General features: G+C 38.8%; 19 protein-coding genes. 5 read left to right on the plus strand and 14 right to left on the minus strand.

What is annotated here, in order from left to right:
* Positions 1–9: 9 nt before the first annotated feature.
* The 8 genes from AAC073_RS10650 to AAC073_RS10685 all read right to left on the minus strand — a co-directional run bounded on the left by AAC073_RS10650 (position 10) and on the right by AAC073_RS10685 (position 12,329).
* Positions 10–3,189: a TonB-dependent receptor gene (locus AAC073_RS10650; protein ID WP_339923814.1), complete on the minus strand. Its 3,180-nt coding sequence runs from the start codon at positions 3,187–3,189 to the stop codon at positions 10–12.
* A gap of 28 nt (positions 3,190–3,217) precedes the next feature.
* Positions 3,218–4,711: an L-fucose/L-arabinose isomerase family protein gene (locus AAC073_RS10655; protein ID WP_339923815.1), complete on the minus strand. Its 1,494-nt coding sequence runs from the start codon at positions 4,709–4,711 to the stop codon at positions 3,218–3,220.
* An 85-nt stretch (positions 4,712–4,796) separates the two neighbouring features.
* Complete coding sequence (locus AAC073_RS10660) at positions 4,797–6,026, minus strand: MFS transporter (RefSeq protein ID WP_339923816.1); 1,230 nt, start codon at positions 6,024–6,026, stop codon at positions 4,797–4,799.
* A gap of 267 nt (positions 6,027–6,293) precedes the next feature.
* Positions 6,294–7,064 carry a GntR family transcriptional regulator gene (locus AAC073_RS10665; protein ID WP_339923817.1) on the minus strand — a complete coding sequence of 257 codons (771 nt, stop codon included), beginning with the start codon at positions 7,062–7,064 and terminating at the stop codon, positions 6,294–6,296.
* 416 nt (positions 7,065–7,480) lie between these two features.
* Positions 7,481–9,247: a hypothetical protein gene (locus AAC073_RS10670; RefSeq protein ID WP_339923818.1), complete on the minus strand. Its 1,767-nt coding sequence runs from the start codon at positions 9,245–9,247 to the stop codon at positions 7,481–7,483.
* Between the two features lie 33 nt (positions 9,248–9,280).
* Positions 9,281–10,258 (minus strand): FecR domain-containing protein, encoded by a 978-nt coding sequence (locus AAC073_RS10675; protein WP_339923819.1) that lies wholly within the window; start codon positions 10,256–10,258, stop codon positions 9,281–9,283.
* Positions 10,259–10,261: 3 nt separating this feature from the next.
* Positions 10,262–10,846, minus strand: a complete 585-nt coding sequence (locus tag AAC073_RS10680; RefSeq protein WP_339923820.1) for an RNA polymerase sigma-70 factor — start codon at positions 10,844–10,846, stop codon at positions 10,262–10,264.
* A 343-nt stretch (positions 10,847–11,189) separates the two neighbouring features.
* Positions 11,190–12,329: a hypothetical protein gene (locus AAC073_RS10685; protein ID WP_339923821.1), complete on the minus strand. Its 1,140-nt coding sequence runs from the start codon at positions 12,327–12,329 to the stop codon at positions 11,190–11,192.
* A 152-nt stretch (positions 12,330–12,481) separates the two neighbouring features.
* Here AAC073_RS10685 and AAC073_RS10690 point away from each other — a divergent pair, with 152 nt between their 5' ends.
* Positions 12,482–13,102: a hypothetical protein gene (locus AAC073_RS10690; protein WP_339923822.1), complete on the plus strand. Its 621-nt coding sequence runs from the start codon at positions 12,482–12,484 to the stop codon at positions 13,100–13,102.
* 124 nt (positions 13,103–13,226) lie between these two features.
* Here the strand turns inward: AAC073_RS10690 and pdhA are convergent, their stop codons facing one another.
* Positions 13,227–14,249 (minus strand): pyruvate dehydrogenase (acetyl-transferring) E1 component subunit alpha, encoded by a 1,023-nt coding sequence (pdhA, locus tag AAC073_RS10695; RefSeq protein ID WP_339923823.1) that lies wholly within the window; start codon positions 14,247–14,249, stop codon positions 13,227–13,229.
* Between the two features lie 104 nt (positions 14,250–14,353).
* On the opposite strand from pdhA, the gene AAC073_RS10700 reads away from it, so the two are divergent.
* A complete protein-coding gene (locus tag AAC073_RS10700) occupies positions 14,354–15,460 on the plus strand; it encodes a DNA replication/repair protein RecF (protein WP_339923824.1) in 1,107 nt (368 codons plus the stop codon).
* A 2-nt stretch (positions 15,461–15,462) separates the two neighbouring features.
* Here AAC073_RS10700 and AAC073_RS10705 read toward each other — a convergent pair whose 3' ends face one another.
* Positions 15,463–15,882 (minus strand): DoxX family protein, encoded by a 420-nt coding sequence (locus AAC073_RS10705; protein ID WP_339923825.1) that lies wholly within the window; start codon positions 15,880–15,882, stop codon positions 15,463–15,465.
* A 173-nt stretch (positions 15,883–16,055) separates the two neighbouring features.
* A complete protein-coding gene (locus AAC073_RS10710; RefSeq protein WP_339923826.1) occupies positions 16,056–16,955 on the minus strand; it encodes a sugar phosphate nucleotidyltransferase in 900 nt (299 codons plus the stop codon).
* Positions 16,956–17,334: 379 nt separating this feature from the next.
* Between AAC073_RS10710 and AAC073_RS10715 the strand changes: the two genes are divergently transcribed.
* Together AAC073_RS10715 and amt are read left to right on the plus strand one after the other, a co-directional pair.
* Positions 17,335–17,673 carry a P-II family nitrogen regulator gene (locus AAC073_RS10715; protein WP_339923827.1) on the plus strand — a complete coding sequence of 113 codons (339 nt, stop codon included), beginning with the start codon at positions 17,335–17,337 and terminating at the stop codon, positions 17,671–17,673.
* Positions 17,674–17,731: 58 nt separating this feature from the next.
* Positions 17,732–18,964: an ammonium transporter gene (gene amt, locus AAC073_RS10720; protein ID WP_339923828.1), complete on the plus strand. Its 1,233-nt coding sequence runs from the start codon at positions 17,732–17,734 to the stop codon at positions 18,962–18,964.
* Between the two features lie 487 nt (positions 18,965–19,451).
* Here amt and AAC073_RS10725 read toward each other — a convergent pair whose 3' ends face one another.
* Both AAC073_RS10725 and AAC073_RS10730 read right to left on the minus strand, forming a co-directional pair.
* Positions 19,452–21,779 carry a M1 family metallopeptidase gene (locus tag AAC073_RS10725; RefSeq protein WP_339923829.1) on the minus strand — a complete coding sequence of 776 codons (2,328 nt, stop codon included), beginning with the start codon at positions 21,777–21,779 and terminating at the stop codon, positions 19,452–19,454.
* A gap of 112 nt (positions 21,780–21,891) precedes the next feature.
* A complete protein-coding gene (locus tag AAC073_RS10730) occupies positions 21,892–22,473 on the minus strand; it encodes a HupE/UreJ family protein (RefSeq protein ID WP_339923830.1) in 582 nt (193 codons plus the stop codon).
* A 90-nt stretch (positions 22,474–22,563) separates the two neighbouring features.
* On the opposite strand from AAC073_RS10730, the gene AAC073_RS10735 reads away from it, so the two are divergent.
* A complete protein-coding gene (locus AAC073_RS10735) occupies positions 22,564–23,055 on the plus strand; it encodes a DUF6702 family protein (RefSeq protein WP_339923831.1) in 492 nt (163 codons plus the stop codon).
* Positions 23,056–23,193: 138 nt separating this feature from the next.
* Here AAC073_RS10735 and AAC073_RS10740 read toward each other — a convergent pair whose 3' ends face one another.
* On the minus strand, positions 23,194–24,621 hold the full coding sequence (locus AAC073_RS10740; RefSeq protein ID WP_339923832.1) for a RagB/SusD family nutrient uptake outer membrane protein: 1,428 nt from the start codon (positions 24,619–24,621) through the stop codon (positions 23,194–23,196).
* Between the last annotated feature and the right edge of the window lie 5 nt (positions 24,622–24,626).

Raw genomic sequence — 24,626 nt, forward strand, 5'->3', positions numbered from 1 at the left:
TATTTTAAGTTATAAGGTTATTTTTAGGCCCAAAGTGTAGGTCCGTGGTAGTGGATAATTTAGATAATCAATACCTGCATTGACTACATCGTCACCTGTGCTACTGGATTCTGGATCATAACCAGGATAATCAGTAAAAGTGTAAACATTGGCAACACTCGCATAGACATTCATGCCTGTAAGCCTAAATCTGGAGACAAGTTCTTGCGGCATAGTATAGCCAAGCATCACATTTCTAATACGGATGAAAGAGGCATCAAATAGAAAGTTTGAGGAGGTACCAAAGCCCAAGGCATGATTACTTCTGATCGCTCGTGGAATAATTCCATCTCCAGGATCTTCTTCTGATCTCCATCTTCTATCTTGTAAGACCAAACCGTTTTGAACACCATTGGAACCCATTAAAGCACCACCAGATTCAAGATAGGTTTGGGCACCTTCTGAACCAACGATAGCAATATTCAAATTGAAATTCTTCCATTCGAAATTATTGGTTATACCCCATACAAAATCTGGCCAAGGGTTTCCTACAATTTTTCGGTCATTTTGATTGATTACACCATCTTCATTTACATCCTCAAATTTTATATCTCCGGCTTCAGTTCTAGGATGAAACAATGCAGCACCTTCTAACTCATCACTGTTCATGAAAATGCCCAGTTTATTGATCAAATAAAAACTAGAGACAGGTTGGCCTACTTCTGTAATTTGATAAGGCGAATTTGAAATTCTTCCACCTTCCGTAGCAAGTTTAAGCACTTTGTTTTTATTGGCAGAAAAAGTGAAATTGCTGTTCCAGGTGAAATTGGTTTTTTGAATGTTCACTGTATTCAACCCTAGCTCAAATCCCTTATTCTCGACATCACCAATGTTCTGAACTGAACTGTAAAAACCTGAGGCAGCAGGCAACTGAACAGCCAATAATAAGTCTGTCTTCAAATCCCTGTAAATATCTGCCGTAAGATTAATCCTGTCCTGAAATAGGCTCATGTCTATTCCAAAATTGGTTTGTTTTGAAATCTCCCATGTTAAATCGTCATTGGCAAGACTACTTGGCACCAATCCTGGTATCAAACCACTCTCGTTGATATATCTTCTAGCAGACAATAATCCGATATGGGTATAATTTCCGATTTGATTGTTTCCGGAAATTCCGTAACTGGCCCTGATTTTAAGATTACTTAGAAAATCAGCATTGCTTAAAAACTCTTCCTCAGAGATATTGTATCCCAGGGAGAATGAAGGAAAAGATCCCCACTTGAAGTTGCTTCCAAACCTGGAACTTCCATCTCGCCTAAGGGTAGCAGTGAAAAGATACTTGCTGTCAAAGGAATAGTTTATCCGAGCCATCACTGACAATAGAGACCATTCGCTAAGTGTTTGCGTTCCTGCATTGACTATTCCCCCAGACAGGTAAGTGACATAATTTGTCGGGAAGTCAGAGGCTCCTGCAGATAAACGATCACCACTGTTTTTCTGAGCAGTAAATCCTGCAACAGCATTTAAAAAATGCTTGTTGTCGAAGGACTTGTTAAATGTCAGTGTGTTTTCATTCAGCCAATTCAAGTTGTCCATTTTTGTTGCGCCTGCAGTTGCTGGATAGTTCAACGACGTGTACTGAGGTACTGCAGTGGACCTCCAAAGGCGGATATTGCTTGAAGAATAATTGATCCCGGCAGATGATCTGAACATCAGGTTTTCGTTAATGTCTACCTCTATATAATTATTGGTGTATACATTCATCACATTTCTCCTGTCCACAGAGCCTTCACTCACTGCCAAAACGTTGGCTAAGAACCCTAAGCCATCTGTAACATCGTCTTGGTTGAAGTAATAATTGCCATCAGCATCATAAACTGGAATTGTCGGGGAAGCAGCCAGCACATTGGAAAGCAAACCGCCCTGTCCGTAATGTGATTCGGTGTTGGCAAACCTGCCATAACCGTAAGAACCATAAGTGGAGGTCCCGATCCTAACCTTGTCGGTAATTTGAGCATCCACATTCACCCTTAAATTAAACCTATTATAATCAGAGTTGATAACCACACCTTCCTGAGAAAAATAACCTCCGGAAATAAAAAAGCTTGTTTTATCTGTTCCTCCTCTAGACGATAACTGAACGTTTCTTACCGGAGCAGTTCTGAAAATCACATCCTGCCAATCTGTATCAGTAGTTAAGGATGCAGGGTTCCTAAATTCCGGTCTTACCCTACTGGCAGCATTTCTTACCTCATTGGGATCATTTATGGATCCTCCCCGGAAAATCCAGGCATTGTCCCTCCCATCAGCTACAAAATCAGCATATTGACTTGCATTCATCAGGTCAAGCTTATTGGCCACTTCTTGATAACCATAGGACATGTCAAGGCTGATCTGCGCCTTTTCATAATTTCCCCGTTTGGTGGTAATGATCACTACCCCGTTTGACCCTCTTGAACCGTAAATGGCCGTAGCAGAGGCATCCTTTAGAATCTCTATTGAGGCAATATCTGAAGGATTTATAGAATTGAGTGGATTAATCCGATTTGCAGTATTGGAAGCCATGTTTGCAGAGGAAAAAGAGTCTCCACCATAACCACGCATGTTTGAATTCGAACCTCCATCTACTGGAAACCCATCAATCACATACAATGGTTGATTGCCTCCAGAGATAGAACTTACCCCTCGAACAAGAATATTCACATTGCCTCCCGGTGCACCTGTGGTCTGGTTGATCTGCACCCCTGCTACTTTACCTTGTAGCATTTGGTCAAAACTTCCAGTTGAAGGCTGCAAAAACTCATCACTGGTAATCCTTGATATGGAACCGCTAAGGTCTTTCCTCTTTTGTGTACCATAACCGACGACAACCACCTCATTAAGTTGTTCCATATCCATTTGGAGTTGAACATCTAGGGTGCTACGGTTCCCTGCTTGAATCTCAGTCTTTGCAAAGCCCACATAGGAAAAAACCAAGACCGAATTTCCATTGCCTAGGGTAATATCATACCCGCCGTCTATGTCTGTTACCGTCCCGTTTGACGTGCCTTTTTCAAGGACCGTTACCCCAGGAATCGTGGCCCCATCTTCAGCAGATGTGACCGTTCCTTTTACTACCAGGCGATTGCCTGCTTGTGCCAATAGCTCGTAATGGACCATGCTAAAGCAGAGTGCCATCACGAAAACAAAACTTTTGATAAGTGTTTTCATGGTCAGTTATTTTGGGTTATTCATTAATTCAGACTACTATTACCGATTCTATATTTAGATAATTGGCAATTTTCTGGATGCTTTTGGCATGGTGCCCTATGCCCAAAGCAAAGTGATGGGTAGGTCCTTCCTTGATCCAATTGGTCAAAAAAGTGCGTACATCAGGCTTGAAAAAACCTCTTGTATTTGTGTTTCCTGTAGGCGGTATAGGCCCTTCTACAGACGCTCCCTCTGCGATAACAAACTTGAATTTCCCTTCATAATTAGAGCTTATGCTCAACATGGTAATCGGTCCTTCCTTAATTTTGAATTCTACACCTGCTCCAAATCCGGGTTTACCATGGTACTTCTTTAAACTTCTAAGCACCGGTTTCCCCTGAGCGATGGAGAGATTGTGAGGGCCGTCATGACCTACCAACACAAAGTTTTCCTTAAAATCTACTGGATGAAATTCGGCAAAACTCCCGCCTATACCGAAACGGTCCATGATAAACATGGCCATACAGCATTTCAAGTCCGACTCTCCACACATGGGAAATCCGGAACTTGTTAATAGAGAATTACCAACAATGAGATTAGACATTACCAACTGTGTCTGACTGTGATCCTCCCCATTGTAATAATAAGCCAGGCCATCAAGGTTTTTATCTTCCACGAATTTCTTTAGTGCCACAGAAACTCCTGCGGCAACATTTAAGTCTTCTTTTTTTAACTTCTCAGAGATAGGATCAGAAACAGGGTCGGGGGTATCGAAGAAAGATAAAATACGCTTCTCTTCTTCAGTTACTTCGGCCTCAGAAACTTTTTCAGCATAATTGCTGACAATTTCATTGGCTTCACATTGCACAATATGTACCCCAAAATGGGCAGTAAGCATGGTTGAATCGGTATGCATGTCCAACATGGCTTCTATGGGATGACCTATATGTCCAATCCTGGCTGTTTTCAAACCATGCAATACATTGGCCATCCGGCAATACTCACCAATCATTCGTTCAGATTCGGGATCATCATGGAGGGTACCAATAATAACATCAGGTACTTTTTTCCCCATTCTTACAGCAACACCCGCAAACTCAGGCAATGAACATACATCATCATTGTAGAGCTGCATATAAGTAGAAGCCCTACTGTAATCCATTGCCTTGTCTGGCTGCAAGGCTACCAACACAATAGGTACATTGATGTTTTTTATGATTGTTCCAAAAGTGCTTGAAGTAGCATAAGTGAGCATGTCACAAAATATCAAGTCGAGATTCTCAGCTTGTAACTTAGGCACCAGGTCATATGCCGACTGTGCATCATCTACCAAACCAAAATCAATTACGGCTGCATTGTTCCTTTCAATTTTCTCTATAAGCACTTTTTGCTTGGCTAGTAATGCATCCAACAACCCCTCAAATTGTGCCCAATATTTGAAATAGCCCACACCAAAAACGCCAATTCTAGGCAAAGAGGATTCTCTTCTTTCAATTTTATACTTTCCCTCCGCTGGGTTGCCACTTCCATTACTTTCCTTCATCTTTTTAAGTTTAAGATTTATATTTTTTCTTAACGCACTATGTTAAATTTGACAATTTAGTTCATGATCAATTGCCAATTGAATTTTATTTACTGAATTCGATTGTCTTAATTTTTGGGATAAATATTATCAAAATGACAAATGCCAAAGGATACATGATGCCTGAGACCAGCCAAAGAGGACCATAAGAATAGTTTTGGGCAATCCATCCAATAAATGGATTGATAATCATCCCGGAAATAGCACCTGCGGTACCTGATAATCCGACTACAGATGAGGTAGCATATTTACCAAAAACATCTGCTATGGCCGTAATGTAATTGGTAATCCAAAAACCATGAGCCAGCATCATTAATGACATCAACAGTATGGCTACTTCAACGGTAGAAACCGTAGAAATAAAAGGAGCCACTAAAGTCAATGCCGCAGCAAATCCCATCACCCACTTTCTAGCAGCATTGATGCTGAAATTTCTTGCTACCAATTTATCTGAACACCAACCCCCTAGAATATTGGAAAGTCCCAATGCCAAAAAGGGTATCCAGAACAACTCACCAATTCGCTCAAAGGACAAATCCCGCTCCTGATTGAGGTATTTGGGTACCCAAAACATCAAAAAATAAAATACAGGATCTAAAAGAAACCTGATCAAAACAAATACCTGAACGGTCTTATTTTTAAGCAATCTCTTTATTGAAATTTGCACAACGGGCTCATCAGTCCTTGCCCTTGCATTGGTCTCTCTGGCATGCAGGCTATTTTTCCAGGATTGGCTAAACCACACTATAACCCAAACTATCCCAATTACTCCTGGAATAACAAAACTCCATCGCCAGCCATATTCTCCAGCAATCAAAATGGTCAAAGGAGGTGCCACTACTGCTCCAATTGCCGCTCCGCCGATCGCTATTCCATTGGCAAGTGCTCTCTCTTTTTCATCAAACCATTCATACACTGTCTTGGCTGCTCCTGGAAAACAGGCCCCTTCACCCACGCCAAGTAAAAAACGAAACCCCAGCAATTGGGAAAAACTGTTCATGACACCATGTAACACACTGGCAAAAGACCAAATCCCTACTGAAAAACCAAGACCCTTTTTCCCACCGAATTTGTCAATTAAGCGTCCCCCAATGGTGAACATCAGGGCATAGCTTACCAGAAAGCCAGTGTTCACCCAGCCATACTGTACATCGGAAATAGAAAGTTCTTCTTGAATCTTTATTATGGTCATAGACAAGACCTGCCTGTCTAAAAAATTTAGACCTGTAGCAATGAATACCATTGCTAAAATATACCATTTGATTTTTGGGTTCATTGTACTTAACGCTCTAAGTTAATTAAACAATGATATAACCTTAAAAACTAAAATGCAAGCTAATGTATATTTTTTACCCAAAAAACTACCTAACACCTATCTTCACAGAATATTAAAGTTTATATAATAATAAAACCAGAATATTTCTTAACGCTCTAACTTAAGATTGTCAGGTGATGATTGTGCGATAAAGTATTTTTGAGAACTAAATACCAAAGATTTAAAATGATGAAAGATGAACAATTTTGACAAGAACTTCTACCGGACTTAGTTCCCATTGTATTCAGGGTGGGCAATGATGGCAAATTTATATTTATCCCCTCTATAGAGCGATTTCTCTAATTCGAGTACAGCATCTTTCCCACTCAACACCACACTGTCCAGCACAAATACGGGCAGTGCACTTTCAAATTCAAAATTATTTGTCGGGTCATCTGGCGGAAGAATGATTGCGCTTAAATTCTGTTTGATGTCAGAGATTTTTAGCTGGTATTTATCTTCATACACCTTGAAATAAGACAGGTCGGTGGAAAGCATATTGATTTTTGGGCAAAGCTTTAAGGAGATGTATTTGGTTTCATCTTTTAGCAACATGTCATCAGCATACCTTAATTGATGTACTTTTAGAACAGGGCCCTCAATAATATAATTTTTGCCACTAATCTCTGCTGAAACGCCGTGTTCCAATACCGTCTTTTCGAGAACAATTGTCTTCGGCTTGAAGCCTTCTACTTTCAACCCTTCATCAAAGCCTCTTCTGGTGGCATCGATTGAGCCCAAAGTTCTTACCAAATGATGGTCTTCTGTTTTATTAAGCACAAAGGTACCTTTGCCTTTTATTCGTTGGGCATAGCCACGCGACTCGATTTCTTGCAGGCTCTTTCTGGCAGTGGTATTGCTTACCTGATAGTTATGAATCAATTCATTTTCAGAGGGCACCTTTTCTCCAGGCAATAATTCTCCTGATATTATTTTACCAATGATTTGTTCGCTTATGGCAATGAATTTGGGCGTTTTGCTCTGGTTTCGATTTTTCATAAAAGAATAAAATTCTCGTCGATTTATGTGTCGACCACTTAATTCAGGAAATAAAACCAATGGAAATTCATGTAAATAAAATGGTTTTAATCCTTAAACCCGAAATATGCCACAGAAAATCTTTTACGTACTGAAATCACTTCAAAATCAGCCACTTCGTTGCTGTTTGCAGTTTCACCCTATCGGTGCTATGCTAAAATCTCCAAATAGCTTGATTTTCTTGCGATTACAACACTTCCCATAAACACGGGACAGGCAACTGCGAATTCTATTACATAATCCGAGTTAAAAGTAAGGGAAAAAGCACCAAAATCCAGACCATCCTTTCTGGAAAATAAAAATAAGACTGTTAATAAAGAAAAATTTCACTCCTCCACTGAGACAAGATTACTGAGAAAGCAATTGTTTTATCGGAATTAAAATTCGTATTGAACACCAGCGTAAAATCCTGCATGCAAGGTATACTTACCATTACTTGTGGCTCTTTCTGCCAGCACATAACCAGGACTTGGGTAAGTCCAGTTTTTATCAAAGACAGTGAATCCGACAGAAGGCCCTGCTTCTAAACTAAAATGATCCCCAAGCTTAAAACCAGGGATTAATCTAAAAAAACTTGTATTGTTTGACAAGTTGGAAAAGTCTGTCGTTTGCCTATTTACAAATTCAAAATCCATTGTTACTTTTTGCCTATTAAAAACATGCAAGCCCAACCCAAAATCAATTCCATACATTATTTTCTCTGGCCGTTCCATCATGCCTGTTCCTATTATGCCAAATAACTTTCTACCCCCTGATCGAAAAGTAACTTGTCCTAAACCAGTCTCATCGATACCCACAGACAAGCTTTTTTTCCCATCTTCTATGAAATTAAATAGCCCTATGGGATAATCACTAGTTTTGGCAATATTAATTAACCCTGAAAATTGAGCCCCTGTAACCTTTTCTGCTTTGTTTACCAAACCAGCGATTTGAAAACTCACTTCTCCTTTTGAATAATTATTCAATCCTGCAATTTGAAATGCCCCAGTACTGGTATTTGCATGGTTAGACAAACCCGCTATTTGCAAAACATTGATCTGCGCTGTTTTATTTAACAAACCTCCAATTTGAATGTCTGATGCGCCATCTGTAAAATTATAAATCCCTGCCACTTGCCCCCCTTTTACATCACCCTTCACATGATTGTAAATACCTCCGACCTGAAAACCTAGCACGTTACCATACACAAAATTATGAATTCCGGAAGCTTGAAAACCATCAACATCCCCACCGGTCATGTTAAAAATGCCAGCTACCTGAAAGACCTTGACATCCTTCTGATTGATATTAAAAATACCGGCAATTTCCAGCCCTTCTACCCCTGCAGTGTAGCCTCCTAAAATATTCAAAGAGAAATTATTGATCATTTGACTGTTAAAAAATCCCTGAGAACTCAAGCCTGGTGTTAGGGATACTTGCATTGGACTTTCAACGAAAAACCCTCCAAAATTAAGTCGTTGTACACGTTGCCTGAAACCAATCAAAAGGCGTCCCAAAGCACTGTTTTCCATTGCTTCAGCTACCCCATTCTCCGGATAAAATCTCAATTTTTTAGGTTTTTCCCTTAGCCCTACATCAACCGTCGGCAGAATAATGAAGGAAGTGTCCCGATAAGCTTCTTTACTTATTGTCAACCAAATGAGATCATTTGGTTGCTTCTTGAATTTCAATTCAAAATCTCCATTTTCATCCGACAAGGATGAAACCAAGGTGTTTTTTTCGTAAATACTGGCGAAAGGAACTGGTTCACCATTTTGTAAATTCCTGACCTTCCCCTTAAAAACGGAAGCCCTATTTCCTTTATCAAAATCAATGTCCAGTTTCCCAGGTGCATATTTAATGATTACATATTTATCATGCTCCTTAAACTCATAGTCTTCTCCTAATAGGACGCGAAGAAAACCTGCCACCTGCCCTTCATAGGAAGGAACCGAAACTGGTTCATTCAAATTGATCAGACTGCTTTGGTAGGAAAAATAGAAACCTTGTTCCTTGGATAGCTCGTCCATGATATCCCCTAAGGGGATGTGGTTAGACGCCACATAATTCATTTCATGCAAAAGGAAGTCCTGTGCACCAACGAATGTAGGAGAAGTCAGGCAAATGATGAATAACAGAAATAACCCACGGGATTTAAAAATCATAACACTAAACAACAGCCACTCGAAGGTAAAGAATTATTCTATAATTATATTGTCGCCTTTTTGATAAACAGTTACCCCAAGCGTTTGACTGATAATTTCAAGGTTGTCTCTCAGCGACCCATAATCGAGGGTGGTGGTAATAGACATTTCCTTTGCACGCACTGACAGAACTTCAACCTCACTGTTATAAGCATCATTCAGGGCATCTACGAGCGTTGTAAGTTTCAAGTTTTTTGCGACAAACTCCTTGCTTACATAATATTTAAACAATTGATCGGTAGAAACACTCTTTTCAATGGTTCCCTTATCATTATTGATTGTAGCCTTTTCATTTTTTTGTAGCAACAATCCAACCGTACCTGTTTTCACTTGCACGACACCTTCCTCCACTATTACAATTGTTTTTTCTTTGGTTTTTTTAATATTAAAAGAAGTGCCCAAAACTTTAACTTCAAGTTCACCTACAGCTACCACAAATGGCTTTTTAGGATTTTTTTCCACTTCAAAAAAAGCTTCACCTTGTTCCAACTTAACGAGTCGATTATTCCCCAACCATTTCTGGCTATAAGATAGTTTAGCGTTTTTATTAAGGGTCAATAAGCTTCCATCTAATAGCACTTCTTCAGTTGCTTCTTGATCTGCTACTAAAGCGACATTTGAATAAAGCGCTTTTCCAGAATGCGGTAGAAAGGAAAAGACTATTGCAGTGACTGCCGCTAAGAGCATAAATGTTGCCGCTATCCTGGCCCATCCAGAAGCCAAAAATACTTGATGTGCTTTAGGTTGTACCTTTTTTTGATTTGCCTCACGAAGCATTTGAAAACGCTCCCACGCGGCCTCTTCATCCATGTTACCTGACTGAACCAAATCTTTTGACTTTGTCCAAACCCACCGAAACTCTTGAAAATGTTTCTTATGTTTAGGGTTTTCAGCTATCCAGGTTTCCACTGCTGCAATCTCATCTGGACTTGTTTCCTCAAGCAAGTATTTTATAAGCAAGCTATCTTCCATCACTTAAAATTTATCTGCCAATAAAATTAAAATAATTGGCAGGAATTCTGCCAATTCCATTCTTAAGGTTTTTAGGGCCTTCCCCATGTGGCCCTCCACCGTTTTTATAGATATCCCCAATCTATCTGCTATTTCATGGTATTTAAGCTCCTCGAATCTACTAAGCTGAAACACCTTCCTGCATTTTTCAGGCAATGTCTGTAATGCTTGGTTCAACTTGTTTTGTATTTCCTCCTCCTCTCCAGGGGTATCGACCACAGTCCCTATGGACCTATCCCCTGCAAATTCATGTTGCTTCCTTTCCCTGTGCTTCATCTTTACTTTTTCATGCTTGAGGTAGTTTAATGAATCATAATACACAGCCTTATAAAGATAGGCTTTTAAAGAAGTAGTGATATCAACGGCTTCTCTTCTTTCCCAGAGCTTAAGGAAAACTGTCTGCACCACCTCTTCGGCCACAACTTCATCCTTGACCAATACACGCGAATAAGCATATAGTGAGTTAAAATGGCTTTTAAAAACCTCTTCAAACACCTGTTCATCCACTAGAAGCGGTAGGTCCTTATTTACACTAGTAATTTCTGTCACCAATCCTGATCATTAAATTTACCTTCATCCATTAATAGGACACCTTAATTCCATCCTACCCTTGGTCTCTGGTGAAATAATTCCTAAAACCTGGAATGGTTGTCTCCTATTTCTTTTTAAATATTGGTCCAAGCGAGGGTAATTTAATTCATAAAACCTCACTAGACAACCCTCAACCTTTTTCAAATAAACCTCAATGCTCTTCCGAAGGAGAAGGTATAATAAAGTCAGGTTGCCGATAAGGGTCGTTATTTTATTAAGTCCCGGCACATTGTCAAAGTCTTTGCCAATCCCAATTAACCCTTTAGAAAACAGTCTACGAAGCAGGGAGCAAAAATAAATTTCAGTTAATGCTGATATTAACCCCAGCAGTAAAGCCCATATGAATCGAATTGTAAACGCCTCGTCTTTCACGATTCCATAACTGTAAACCTGACAAATCTTTTCCATTGGAATATTTGGTATGGGTGTAATTTAAGCTGGGACCAGCAAAGATTTGTAGGTTTCGAGACAGTAATAATACTGGCAAGACCTTGATCCCTGAACGGGTATATTCTCCGCCTCTCTTGAAATTAGTGGCAAACATATTCGTACCTTCTACATCTAGACGAAAACCATTACTTTCAAAAACCTTCAAACCCAACCCCGCCTCTAAGGCATAAGGAAGATCGTCATACTGCAGATTGGACCCTATACCTACAATACCATACAACCTTCTCCCTCCAGATTTAAAACTTAAAATAGTCGTGAGATTTTCATCTGACGCCAACCCAATCCTAATTTCTCCATCTTTTATAAGATTAATAATCCCTATTGGATAGTCACTGCTCTCTGCGATATTGACAATACCAGACACCTGCACTCCATCAACTTTTTTGGCTCTATTAACTATACCAGCGATTTGAAGGCCTTTAACATTCTCTGCCTCATTGATTATGCCAGCGATTTGAGCCCCTTCTATTTCCTTGGTGAAATTGGCTATTCCGGCTATCTGAGCCCCCCTATTTGAGTTTGAGAAATTAACTATTCCCGCATTTTGAAATCCTTCGATATTCCTAGCTTTATTGAATACTCCTGCAATTTGCACAGGGGCATCTCTTTCTAAAAAATTAGCAATCCCTGCTATTTGTACGCCTTCATTTGCATTCTGAGCCTGATTCATTAGTCCAGCAATCTGCACTCCTGTCAAATCCCCTCTCAGTTTTGAATACAAACCTGCTACTTGTAAACCAGTAGCATTGCCCTGCACCATCCCTGCAAGACCATAAATTGACAATCCATTTTCACCAGCAGAAAGACCCGCTAGTGCATGGATGCTAAAGTTATTCGAATATTTAGCCGCATCCAATCCATTGGTACTGATTGGATAAATAAAACCCAGGTGGGCAGGTCGTTCCTCTTGAGCAGAAACCTTAGAGAAAATGCTGCACACCAATAAAAGTAAAAAGGCCCCAGTTTTAAATTTAGAATAATTAATTTTCATGATATTTAATTTTTTATCGATTCATAGGTAAGACAATCCAAATTTGTTTTACCCCTATTTCTAAATTCTATTATTTTCAAACGGGGGTATACGACTCTCTAGTTGTCTTATAACTACAGGCGATATTTATCAAAAACAAACAGACAGCATTCATGAAACTTATACTACTTAGTATTCCCTTATATATTTTATCCACCTTTTCGACAGCTCCTACCTTGCCTCACTCTCCTGAATTTGAGTTAATTAAAGAAGGGAATGGAATTCAATTCTTTGAGCGATGGATTATCATGGAGGATGGCACAAAAAGCAGGGAAGTGAAATTTACAATGGAAATTCAGGCTCCCTCTAGCAATGTTTTAGAAGTATTAACAAACGAAAAGTTTGGAGAAAAATGGAACGAAAATACTTTAGATTACAAAATCAAAGCTATCGGTAAACAGTCCTGGATCAGCTATATTAAATACAGCTTTCCATTTCCCTTATCAGACAGGGAATGCTACTTATACAATGAACTAGTGGAAAACAAGGATGGTAAAACCATCTTTTTCAAATCGGCACCAACCAGAATTTTCTCCAATGGAGAAAACATAGTTCAAATGGAAGGCCTGAAAGGCAGGTGGGTAATAGGGGGGAAAAACAGCCAATCACTCTTAAGGTATCATATTATATCCGTACCGGAAGAAGGCTTGCCCAGGTGGATAGTGGACCCGATCATTCGAAAAAATCTGTGGGCAACCATGGAAAACCTGAAAAGAACAATCGAAGAAATCTAAATACCACCAACCTTCCACCGAGCATTTAATCGGTTTTTTGCTTAAGCCTCCAATACGCTACAATTAAAAAAGCCCTTCAAGACAAATCCTGAAGAGCTTTTCAATTTAATAGCATTAATAACATTTATTCCCTAACAAAAGGAAAATCATCTTCCATATAAACATCTTTGAAGGCATCTTCTCCTTCAGGCCAAGGGGACTCTTCTGCAAATTTAACTGCATCAGCTACTTGCTTTTTCACTTTGGCTTCAATTTCTTTTATTTCGTCTTCAGTAAGGATTTTATTGTCAACAATCGTAGCCCTAACCTGCTCAATAGGGTCCCTTTGTTTGTATTCCTCTACTTCTTCTTTGGTTCGGTATTTTTGAGGGTCAGACATTGAGTGTCCTTTATACCTGTATGTTCTGAACTCCAATAAAGTTGGTCCATCTCCTTTTCTTGCTCTTTCAGCCGCTTCTTTCACCGCCTCATGCACCTCTTCCACATTCATCGCATCCACAGGGAAGGAAGGAATATCGTAAGACTCCCCTAGTTTGTAAAGTTCATCCACATTAGAAGAACGTTTCACAGAGGTCCCCATGGCATAGCCATTGTTCTCTATTACAAAAATAACAGGTGTTTTGTAAAGCATGGCCAAGTTGAGGGATTCATGAAAAGCCCCTTGTCTTACTGCTCCATCCCCCATAAAACAAATGGAAAGGTTTTTTGTACCCATGTATTTTTCAGCAAAACCAAGCCCCAATCCCATTGGAATTTGAGCCCCTACAATTGCATGGCCTCCGGCAAAGTTTTTTGATTTATCAAAAATGTGCATGGAACCACCTTTACCTTTGGTAGTACCTGTGGCTTTACCATAAAGTTCGGCCATAATAGCACCTGGATCTGTACCTAAGCCTAATGGCTGGGCGTGACACCTATATGCTGTTATCCATTTATCCTCTTTTTCAAGAGCAGAAATGGCTCCAGCTGCGCAGGCTTCCTGGCCAATATAAAGGTGACAGAATCCCCTTATCTTTTGTTGTCCATAAAGCTGCCCTGCTTTTTCTTCAAAACGCCTCATAAGCAACATGCCTTCAAACCAATTGTGGTAGGTTTCTTTGGAATATTTTACTTTAGATTTACTTGTACTAGAACTCTTCTTTGCCATACCGTATTCTATAAAATATGCTAACTTTGGCCTCAAATATAATGAAATCAAAGCAATTTTGTGACCTTTTCTAAAAATAGTGAAAAACATCCTGCGATTAAACCATGTACCTAAAAAACTTAAGATTAATTCAATTTAAAAACTTCCAAAATTTGGATTTGGTTTTTGATCAAGGAGTTAATTGTTTCTTTGGTGAAAATGGCGCAGGAAAAACCAATCTATTGGACGCTATTCATTATTTGTGTTTAACCAAAAGTGCATTTATACCTGGAGACAGTAATCATATAATGCATGAAAAAGATTTTTTTACGATTAAAGGAGAGTTTGATCTTTTGGACAAAGAGCTAGGAGTCAATTGCTTTTTTGAAAGTGGTAAAAAAAAGCGGCTAGAAGTCAATGGAAAGCCTTACACCAAGCTTAGTGACCATATTGGCCTCCTCCCTCTGGTAATTATTGCCCCTGATGACACTGAAATTATCAATGGAGGAAGTGAGGAAAGGAGAAAGTTTTTTGACAGCATGATCTGTCAAGCGGATCAGAACTATTTGCAGAAGTTGATCCGATACCAAAAGTATTTAAAACAAAGGAATGCTTTATTAAAGAGATTTGCTGAGGAAAAAAGGTTGGACAAGTTACAACTGGCTCCTTATGATGAAGAATTGATTCAACTCTCCAAAGAAATAAACCAAATTCGCCGGCAATTTCTAAAAGATTTTTTAATCCATTTTGAAAAACATTATGAAGCAATATCTGGTGCTAAAGAAAGGGTAGGCATACACTATAAAAGCCAGGTAGACAAAGAGCGTTTCAGTTTAGACTTTCTCAACAATGTAAAAAAAGATGTGCTACTTAAAAGAACAGGTTTTGGCATTCATAAAGACGACTTTATTTTTACATTTGATGGTCAAGAAATAAAAAAATTTGGCTCGCAGGGACAAAAGAAATCTTTTTTAATCAGTCTAAAGCTAGCCCAGTTTTATATTATTAAAGAAATAAAAGGGACCAAACCCTTACTTTTGCTGGATGATATTTTTGACAAGCTAGACGATCATCGGATCCACCACCTAATAACAGCAGTAGCCAACAAAGAATTTGGACAGTTGTTTATTTCAGATGCGAGGCCTGAAAGGTCTAAGGAAATTTTGAGCCAAATCACATCGGCCTACAGCTCTTTTACAATTTCAAACAATACAGTAAGGGAAATTGAATAAGCCTAATAGCGGCTTCTTCTTTTTAATATTTTCCCGTCCAAAGAGATTTTCCCGGGCCCCAGCAGCAAAAGGACTATAAACACAAGAAGGTAAATCATTGGCAATTCTTGTTTTTCAAACCCAAGCCCGGACTGAACAATAAATGTAATGACTGCCATATTTATAATCATTGGGACGAGTATAATCCTGCTCATAAACCCTAAAATCAAAAAAATCGCACAAAAGAATTCGGCAAAAATAACCAGTTGTAACGATACTGCGGGCCCTAAACCAATAGGATCAGCAAAACTACTTAACCTTTCACTGAAATGGGTAACTTTAGACCATCCATGCGACACCAACATTAGGGAAGCCCCTACCCTTAATAAGAGCAGGCCTACATCCAAAGAAAATGGAGCGTGTGAAAAGACAATCTTTTTCATAGGTTTGTGATCAACTTATGCGTTCTATAAACAAGAAACCTCAAGTTAAATAAAAAATAAAAGCAAAAATAGCTGACAAGCACTTTTATCCTTGTCAGCTATTTTCTATAAAGCTTTATTTGATTACTATGCCCAGGGACATTGAACCCCTAATGCTTATACTCTAAAATCAATTACCAGAGTTTAGCTGGATATTTCCCTTCTGAGTGTAAGCTTTTTAGTTCTTTCATCACATGCTCTTTATCCTGAGAATAAGTGACGCCAAACCAAATTTTACCTCCTTCAAGTATTTGGACCTTCCCTTTTTCCTCCTGAATAATAGAATTGGCAACTTTAGGAATGTAAAATTCAGATTTCAGGTTTCCTTTACTTTCTTCTAAAAAGGAAAGCCAAAGCCGTTCTGTCTCTTCAAAGATTGAATGATGAAATCCCCAGCAATTCATAGAAACTGGATTGTCTGGTGAAATCTCTAATTTTTCACCGTCGGCTTCATGAAAAATACCATCTTCTTTTTTCGAAATCGCAGTTCGCTCGATCATGCCAGTTAGAAAACCCCCTGATGAAACATCACATACCCCTCTACTTACTGTACCGTAGTCAGACAAAACATTTTTAACTGCATACCCTACCATACAATGAAGGTCAGGTTTTACATCGTGGGTTAAAAATTTACCAAGGGCCTGAAATGCTTCTTCCCCATAAAAGTCATCCGCATTAATGACAGCAAATGGCTCTTTGATCACGTCTTTTGCACAAAGCATAGCGTGAGCTGTTCCATAAGGTTTTTTCCTATCAGGATCTTGAAAGGCTTCAGGCACACGATTCGTTATCGCTTGAACTACAAATTCTAGCTGGATAAGATCACCAAACTTTGGAACAAAAATCTCTTTACTTTCCTCAAGAATTTCCTGCCTTACTATAAAAACCACTTTCCCAAATCCAGAACGAATGGCATCGTAAATGGAATACTCTAGAATTGTCTCAGCATTGGGCCCAAATCCATCAATTTGCTTGTCTCCACCATACCTGCTGCCCATTCCGGCAGCTAAAATTAAAAGTGTTGGTTTATTCATTGTCTTTAAAATAGTTAATTGGCAATACTATGCGAAAATCTAAACAATTGGACAAAGTTAATTTTTTTAAGAATGTCATCAGAGAAATTGCTCTTTTAATTTGACTCAACCAACCAATAACGGTCTAGACACTTAAGTTGTGTTTTTATCAACGAAGCATTTTATTTATGCAAAAAATGACAATTTCAGGTAATTCAGCATCTCCAACTAGTATTTTTGGTGTCAAATCTGATTTTTATAGATAAATTAGAGCCCATTTTCTCATTTTTATACATTTTTTCATGAAATAAGTTGTTCTTTAAGCTACTGATTATTATTTTTGCAACAGATAATTTTTTTATTCAGTAATTATCAAGAAAATATTAATCCTGTTATAAAAATGAAAAAAATTGAAGCATTAATTAGAACTTCGAAATTTGACGAAATTCACAAATGTCTTTCCGGATTAGGGGTTAAATTTCTAACCTTCTATGAAGTTAAGGGGATGGGACTACAGCATGCAAAAATGCAGCACTACCGTGGAGTAGCCTATGAGCCAACTTTTATACCCAGAACAAAACTGGAAATAGTCGTTCAGGACGATTTAGAAGAGAAAGTAATTGCTTGTATTCTTAATGAGGGAAGAACAGGAGAAGTAGGTGACGGTAAAATCTTTGTCTATGATGTACAGAAAGCCTTCCGAATTAGAAATGATGACGCAGATGAAAACGCATTATAATACTTGTTCATCCAAAAATACTATCAACCTAATACAACTTATTAAAAACACAAATTAAATGACTCAGGAATTATTTACCATAAACAACCTTTGGATAATGGTGGCTACCATTTTGGTTTTCATCATGCATCTGGGTTTTGCAGCATTGGAAGCTGGGCTTACCAGGGCTAAGAATACTATCAATATACTTTTTAAAAACACCATAATCCCAGCTATTGGGTTATTGACTTATGCTTTTGTTGGTTTTAACCTAATGTATCCTGGTGAAATTTTTGCAGGAAGTGTTTTTGGTTTTGGAGGCTTAGGATTAAGTCTTCCAGAAGGCTGGAATACTTCAGCTTACAGTGAAGGATATACTTTTTACACCGATTTCATTTTTCAAGCCATGTTTGCTGCCACTGCTGCAACCATTGTATCAGGAGCAGTAGCTGAAAGAATCAAGCTAGGCCCATTCATTTTCTTCTCTATACTATATGTAGGCGTATGCTATCCTATCGTAGGTATGTGGAAGTGGGGTGGAGGTTTCTTAGACACCTTATCCGTTCCTTTTTATGACTTTGCTGGTTCTACTATTGTCCATTCAGTTGGTGGATGGGGTGCTGTAATAGGCGCGTACTTACTGGGATCTAGAATAGGGAAATACAAAGATGGTAAAACCAATGCGATACCAGGTCACAATATACCTTTGGCAGTATTTGGAGTATTCTTGTTATGGTTTGGATGGTTCGGTTTTAATGGTGGATCAGTATTGTCTGCAGACCCTGGAACGGTATCTCTGGTATTCGTAACTACTGCTCTTGCTGGTGCTGCTGGTGCTTTCGGAGCCTTACTTGCCTCTTACTTGAAATTCAAAGCTTATGACATTACAATGGTTCTGAATGGCGTATTGGCAGGACTTGTTAGTATCACTGCTGGTGCAGATTTAATGTCTCCAACTGATTCCGTTATAATAGGCTTCATAGGTGGTATACTGGTTGTATTTGGTGTGGTATTGTTTGACAAAATCAAAATCGATGATCCAGTTGGTGCCATTTCCGTACACCTTATTTGTGGCATATGGGGTACACTTGCAGTAGGTATATTTGGTGACCTTGCAGGTATTTCTCAAGTAATGTCTCAACTGATAGGTATTGTAGCCATTGGTGCATTCTGTGTTGCTTTTAGCTTCATCATCTTCTACGTATTGAAGAAAACAGTTGGAATAAGGGTTGATGAACAAGAAGAGACTGAAGGTCTTGACATCAATGAGCACGGAATGAGGGCTTATCCTGACTTCGAAACAAAAGAATAGAATTACAGACTACAGCTATATAGAGTGAAAAACAGGCAGGTTCTATCTGCCTGTTTTTTTGTGTTAATTTCCCAAATTCTTCCATATGGATTTTGAAAACATTGCTAAGCAATACAGCCTCTAAAAACAATTTCAAACTACAATTCCCCCACATATGTGAACCCTCAGTCAAGACAGTACTTACCTGTAGAGCTGGATGAATTGGAAGCAACTAGACAAGGCTCAATTCCCCATTGATAGGTCAAGGCGCTGTTTAGAATAATGAATTTGTAAGCCTGGAATACCCTCGGTTAATCTCAATCATCGTAGTGCATTCCTCTCTGAATGTTGCCCTGGTATTAAGGTAATAGGGCAGTGAAGAAAAAAAATCTCAAGTTTGAAAAATATAAAAAAGGAAAATAACACAAATAGGAGGGACTGGTATTTTGTACCAATAAAAAAAGCGACCATTGTCGCTTTTTTTATTGGTGAAAACCCTATTGGATCATTATTTTCTTTCTCTTTTCATAGGACTAGGGCCAGATGAAGTGCCCCTGGAAGGTGCATTCTGCTTAAACAGCTCAAATTTTGACGGCATAAACCGTCTTGGCCAGTAGTTATTGGATTCGTCTATATCAGCGGTTTCACGATACGGATCAACAACAATTTGGACCACTTCTTTTTGTTTGGCAAAAACCTTACTGACTTCATATTCATCCAGCCTCCAAATCTGAGCGGGAACGGTTTCCACTTCACTCGTCCCATCAGCATATTGAAATTCAAGAATAATGGGCATTACCAATCCTCCTAAGTTTTCAAATGAGATCTCATAGAAATTCAGCCCACTTTCCAACATTTCTCTTTCCTCTTTCCTTAATTGACTTACAAAAGCCTTGTACTCTTTTTCCTCATCAGGCCAAACTTTAAAGCGCTCAAAACTATTGTAAAAATCACCCACAGCAGGATCTCTTTCTAATACAGTTTGGGCGATGTCTTCTTTATTCCTTGTCCTAGACACATAGCTCTCTTCATGGTCATAGGCATTTTTTGCATCCGCCTTTACCTCATTTGGCTTCCTGCTATCAATCTTATACCAATGAACATCTCTTATAGCAATATCTACTGGTTCAGTACCGAAAAACCACCCTCTCCAAAACCAATCTAAATCTACTGCAGAAGCATCTTCCATGGTTCTAAAGAAATCATCTGGTGTAGGATGTTTGAACATCCACCTTTCTGCATATTTTTTAAATGCGAAATCAAAGAGTTCTCTCCCCATCACTGTTTCTCTTAAAATATTCAGGGCGGTGGCGGGTTTTGCATAGGCATTTGGCCCAAATTGTATGATGTTTTCAGAATTGGTCATTATAGGCTCCAATAGACTTTTCTCACCTTTCATATAAGGTGCAATCTTATGTGCTGGCCCTCTTCGCGAAGGATAATCCCTTTGCCATTCTTGCTCGGCCAAGAATTGCAAAAAGGTATTTAGTCCTTCATCCATCCAGGTCCATTGTCTTTCATCGGAGTTGACAATCATAGGGAAAAAATTATGCCCAACTTCATGAATAATGACGGAAATCATACCATACTTGATGGCTTCAGTATAAGTTCCGTCCTTATCAGGTCTCCCGTAGTTAAAGCAAATCATAGGATATTCCATTCCATTAGAAGCCTCTACTGAAATCGCTTTAGGATAAGGGTAATCAAAGGTTCGGGAAGAATAAGACCTCAAAGTATGCGCTACCACTTTGGTAGAATATTGCCCCCACAGTGGATTGGCTTCTTTGGCATAATAGGACATTGCCATTACTTCCTTGCCATTTTCTAAACGAACAGCCATGGCATCCCAGATAAATTTTCTGGAAGACGTCCAAGCAAAATCTCTTACATTTTCTGCATGGAAAACCCATGTTTTCTTTTCAGAAGATCTTTGCTTTTCTAGCTTTTCTGCCTCAGCCTGAGTACGAATTACTACCGGTTCATCAAAAGAAGTTTTGGCCTCTTCCCAGCGATTCATCTCCTTTTGGCTAAAAACTTCTTCCGGATTTTGTAATACTCCAGTAGATCCTACCATATGATCCGCAGGAACAGTGATAGAAACTTCATAATCTCCAAAAACCAAAGCAAATTCCCCTCTCCCTACAAATTGCTTGTTCTGCCAGCCTTCAAAATCTGAGTAAACTGCCATTCTCGGAAACCATTCAGAAATGGTATAAATATAATTCCCATCCGCTTCAAAATATTCATATCCTGGTCTGGTGGCCAAAAAACTTGTTCTATCGTGACTATTGAAACTCCAATCGATATTAAATTCAAACTTTTCGCCAGGCAGTAAAGGAGTAGCGAGGTCTAACCTCATCATCGTTAAGTTGACCGTTGTGGGTATGGCAGCTCCATTCGCATCAGTAACTGAATAGATCTTTAAGCCAAGGTCCATGTCGTGCCAAATGATATCTTCCAGTTCTCCAAGATTCATTTTTGGGTGAATTTTACTGCTAGCAATCTTGGGTGTTTCAGAGTCTTTGTCTCGTTGATTTTGGTCCAACTGCAACCATAAGTAGTCCAAGGGATCTGGAGACTCATTGTAATAAGTTACTTTTTCTTTCCCACTGATTGATTGTTTATCATCGTTCAATTCAACCACGATTTCATAATCTGCCCTTTGCTGCCAATATTCGTGGCCTGGTGCTCCTGAAGCTGTTCGGTACACATTTGGTGAACGAAACTCGGTGCCCATCTGCTCAAACCTATTGCCATGTCTTTGGGTATCGACTTGGGCTTCAGCCCTAAAACTTATAATTGTAAAAAGCAGGAGAAAAAAGATAGTATGCTTCATAGTAAATGAAATTATGCTTTTAAATTAGACAATAAGCCTAAACTGATAAGGGATTAATATAAAGAAATTACATTAAAACCGCTTCAAATTAGGCGCTTTATTTTGTTCAATTCTACCAGTAAACACTGTCTAATAAAATCATTATAGACATGCCTAGTATTATGGATGAAATAACCAACACCCATTCTTTTCTATTAATTCTAAATATCCCAGTAATCAATGTCGAGGCCAATAAAAACAACACAACAATCACTACTTGTCCCACTTCAAGCCCTACATTAAAAGCAAGAAGCGGGGTAAAAATCGATTGCTCTTGACCCAAAAGGGATCTCAAATAATTAGAAAATCCTAACCCATGAATTAAACCAAAACAAAGCGCAAATAAATAATTAAGCTGTATGCCTTTACCAGAGGAGCTTTTGGGCTTAATAATATTGGCCAGAGCAGTAATACCAATGGTAACCGGAATTAAAAATTCCACCAAATCTGTATTAACTGATATCACCTTTAAGGTAGCTAACGCCAATGTCAGTGAATGTCCTATGGTAAAAGCAGTAACTAATACCAGAATTCTGCCCCAGTCTTTAATCATGTACACAACTGCCAAGGCTAAAACAAAAAGAATATGATCAAAACCTTTAATATCCAGAATATGCTGAATACCAAGATTAAAATACAACTGAAATTGGTTCATAGAATAAGCTGATTAATTTACTTTAGGTTTTAAAATTTTGTTGTAATATTAACGCATAATTCGCAAATATTACAAAAACAACTCCTTTAAATGCTCGTCATTAGACTTTTCTTATTTCTCTTTTCTTTTGGAATGGAAACCCATCCATTTTTTATAAGCCTGACAGACATGGTCTACAACGAAAAACGACAGCAAATAGAAATCGCCCAAAAGATTTTCTGGAACGACATGGAAACTTCACTTACAATTGCTTCTGGCAAGCAGGTGAATTTCCTGAAACCAGAAGACCCTGAGCTGTTGGAAAGCCTTATTAAAGATTATATGCTAGCCAATAATAAGCTAGAGGTCGATGGTAAGAAATTAAAACTAACTTATCTTGGTCATGAAATCGAAGAGGATGCCGCTTACTTCTATATGGAATCAGAAAAGGTCCCTGAACCCTCTCAGGTTACCATTTATAATACCATCCTTATAGATGACTTCCCTACCCAACAAAACATTGTCAATTTTTACAAGAACAGGAAACCCAAAAGTTTAATTACAAGGAAGGATAAAATTAGCGGCACGCTTGAGCTAGACTAAATTTAATAAAAGTTTGCAAACCAACCGCCTATACAATATTAAAGATAGAAGCCACTCCCATTAATTGAGAGTGGCTTTTTATCCTTCAGTAAATTCACTTGTAAATGCACAATGCTTATTCCATTGTAAAATCTAAAATTATTCGAAACCTGGATTTTGAACCAGTCCAGTATTGATATCTAATTCTCTTTGGGGAATCGGCAATATCGTTCTATTGGCTCCTGCTTTAGACGCATCAAAGTAGGCATCCCCTTCAGGTCTAAGTGGCAAGTTATTCCTTAGAAGGTCCATTCTTCTGTGCCCTTCAAAAGCCAATTCTTTTCTTCTTTCTTCCAGAATTTGAGCGATAAAAGCTTCTTTGCTAGCAAAATCTCCAGCACTTAATACTTCTAGACCAGCTCTTTCTCTCAAATCATTAATCAATTCCAATGACTCATCGTTGACTCCATTGAGTTGAGCCAATGCTTCTGCCCTATTTAACACAATTTCAGTAGTCCTTATAATCGGAGAATTGTCAGAATGGGTAACAACATCTGGAAATTTTGTAGTATACAATAATGAAACGCCTTCACCATTTACATTTTCCTTTGAAAGTGCTGTCAACCGCTTATCATTTGTAGCATAAGCTGCTATAAGTGCGTTGGAAAATGGAGCATCACCCCTACCACCATCTTCGGCAGAGTTATAATATGAACCCCAACCACCAGAGCCAGTTCTACCATTGTCAATTTCTGAATTCTGAATAGAAAACACATATTCGCTATTGTTCTCTCCCCAAAAACTATAATTGCTCGCCAATCCGTAAATTGCTTCAGCATCTAAAACTTCTTTGGCTTTATCGGCTGCTAACTGCCATTCTCCTCGGTAGAGGTGAATCCTAGAAAGCAATGCATTGGCAACTCCTTTAGTAGCCCTACCTCTAGTAAATGCAGAAGTGGCGTAAGTATCTGGCAAATCAGCAATGATAGCATTAAGTTCATTGATTATGAAGTCATGAACTTCCCCAACAGTGTTCCTTGGATAATCAACGATCTCTCCAGAGAAAGCAGCTGTAACGATGGGAATGCCAAGCGCATCTTCACCTGCTACATTGACTGGTTGGCTAAATAGGTTAACCAATTGAAACATTAACAGAGAACGCATAAACTTTGCCTCTGCTACATATTGATTTCTCTCTTCTGTTGTGAGGGTTTCATCGGGAGAATCCGGCGTAAAGGTAACCACTGCATTGGCTGCTAAAATGGCACGGTAATGTGCTCTCCATAAATCCCTAATCGTCGCATTATCTGCTTGAGTGGTATAAATACCAATCTCCTGAAGAGTAGGAAAAGAACCAATAAATCTCACATTATCAGCCTGGAAATCTGCAATCACCTGAGGCAAAGAACCAAAAACTTCCCACTCTTGGGTCAAAGAATAGACCCCAAGTAGCGAACCTTCAACTGATTGCTTGTCCGCAAAGGCAAGTTCTGTGGAAAGGGATTGCTGAGGATCGATGTCTAAATCCTCACAAGAGAATAAACTTCCCAACAGACCTATAAATAATATTGTTTTTAAATTTTTCATTGTAA

Source organism: uncultured Cyclobacterium sp. (genome assembly GCF_963977555.1).
Taxonomy (GTDB): Bacteria; Bacteroidota; Bacteroidia; order Cytophagales; family Cyclobacteriaceae; genus Cyclobacterium.

Bases quoted from the DNA above. Each gene is read 5' to 3' on its own strand.
- AAC073_RS10650 (WP_339923814.1), bottom strand. From the start codon at position 3,189: ATGAAAACACTTATCAAAAGTTTTGTTTTCGTGATGGCACTCTGCTTT.
- AAC073_RS10655 (WP_339923815.1), bottom strand. From the start codon at position 4,711: ATGAAGGAAAGTAATGGAAGTGGCAACCCAGCGGAGGGAAAGTATAAA.
- AAC073_RS10660 (WP_339923816.1), bottom strand. From the start codon at position 6,026: ATGAACCCAAAAATCAAATGGTATATTTTAGCAATGGTATTCATTGCT.
- AAC073_RS10665 (WP_339923817.1), bottom strand. From the start codon at position 7,064: ATGAAAAATCGAAACCAGAGCAAAACGCCCAAATTCATTGCCATAAGC.
- AAC073_RS10670 (WP_339923818.1), bottom strand. From the start codon at position 9,247: ATGATTTTTAAATCCCGTGGGTTATTTCTGTTATTCATCATTTGCCTG.
- AAC073_RS10675 (WP_339923819.1), bottom strand. From the start codon at position 10,258: ATGGAAGATAGCTTGCTTATAAAATACTTGCTTGAGGAAACAAGTCCA.
- AAC073_RS10685 (WP_339923821.1), bottom strand. From the start codon at position 12,329: ATGAAAATTAATTATTCTAAATTTAAAACTGGGGCCTTTTTACTTTTA.
- AAC073_RS10690 (WP_339923822.1), top strand. From the start codon at position 12,482: ATGAAACTTATACTACTTAGTATTCCCTTATATATTTTATCCACCTTT.
- pdhA (WP_339923823.1), bottom strand. From the start codon at position 14,249: ATGGCAAAGAAGAGTTCTAGTACAAGTAAATCTAAAGTAAAATATTCC.
- AAC073_RS10700 (WP_339923824.1), top strand. From the start codon at position 14,354: ATGTACCTAAAAAACTTAAGATTAATTCAATTTAAAAACTTCCAAAAT.
- AAC073_RS10705 (WP_339923825.1), bottom strand. From the start codon at position 15,882: ATGAAAAAGATTGTCTTTTCACACGCTCCATTTTCTTTGGATGTAGGC.
- AAC073_RS10710 (WP_339923826.1), bottom strand. From the start codon at position 16,955: ATGAATAAACCAACACTTTTAATTTTAGCTGCCGGAATGGGCAGCAGG.
- AAC073_RS10715 (WP_339923827.1), top strand. From the start codon at position 17,335: ATGAAAAAAATTGAAGCATTAATTAGAACTTCGAAATTTGACGAAATT.
- amt (WP_339923828.1), top strand. From the start codon at position 17,732: ATGACTCAGGAATTATTTACCATAAACAACCTTTGGATAATGGTGGCT.
- AAC073_RS10725 (WP_339923829.1), bottom strand. From the start codon at position 21,779: ATGAAGCATACTATCTTTTTTCTCCTGCTTTTTACAATTATAAGTTTT.
- AAC073_RS10730 (WP_339923830.1), bottom strand. From the start codon at position 22,473: ATGAACCAATTTCAGTTGTATTTTAATCTTGGTATTCAGCATATTCTG.
- AAC073_RS10735 (WP_339923831.1), top strand. From the start codon at position 22,564: ATGCTCGTCATTAGACTTTTCTTATTTCTCTTTTCTTTTGGAATGGAA.
- AAC073_RS10740 (WP_339923832.1), bottom strand. From the start codon at position 24,621: ATGAAAAATTTAAAAACAATATTATTTATAGGTCTGTTGGGAAGTTTA.